Origin of the sequence: Nitratidesulfovibrio liaohensis, from assembly GCF_011682075.1 — a bacterium.
In the GTDB taxonomy this organism is placed as follows: domain Bacteria; phylum Desulfobacterota; class Desulfovibrionia; order Desulfovibrionales; family Desulfovibrionaceae; genus Cupidesulfovibrio; species Cupidesulfovibrio liaohensis.
Genome location: NZ_VSMK01000770.1, coordinates 1 through 572 on the forward strand (window position 1 = coordinate 1; position 572 = coordinate 572).

General features: G+C 71.9%; 1 protein-coding gene. It reads right to left on the minus strand.

Translation table 11 applies throughout. The features are described from left to right. A partial coding sequence (locus FVW27_RS19000) for a DMT family transporter (protein ID WP_167128261.1) occupies window positions 1-415 on the minus strand: 415 nt, incomplete at its 3' end. Window positions 416-572 lie beyond the last annotated feature (157 nt).

The following is a 572-nucleotide window of genomic DNA, read 5'->3' on the forward strand; positions in this document are numbered from 1 at the left end:
CCACCCCCACCATGACGGCCACCCCGGCGATGCCCAGCGCCAGTCCGGCCACGCGGGCCGGGGTAACGCGCTCGCGCAGCCACACCGCCGCGCAGATCACCCCGAACAGCGGCGCCGTGGCGTTGAGCACGGCGGAATAGGCCGCCGGAATGTGCAGCGCGGCATAGGCGAACAGGGCAAAGGGCACGCCGGAATTCACCGTGCCCACGATGACGAAGAAGCGCCAGTGGGCGCGCAGGCCAAGGTCCGTTCCGGTGGCGCGGAACCAGGCAAGCAGTGCCAGGCCCGCCAGCAACACGCGCAGTTCGGCGGTCAGCAACGGCCCCAGCGCAGGGGCCACCAGCCGCATGAACAGGAACGACGAGCCCCAAATGGCGGCCAGCAGCAACAGGCGAAGCAGATCGACGGGACGCATGGTTCCTCTCGGTGAAAAACGTGAACCCGCCCCGCTCGAAGGCGACGGGGGACGGCGCCTCGGCGCGCGGAGCGCGCGGAAGCTGCCGGTAATGACGGCATGGGGCACCGGGTGATGAGGGGGGCGGGCCTGCGCCGTGCCGGGCGTCGCCGCCGGG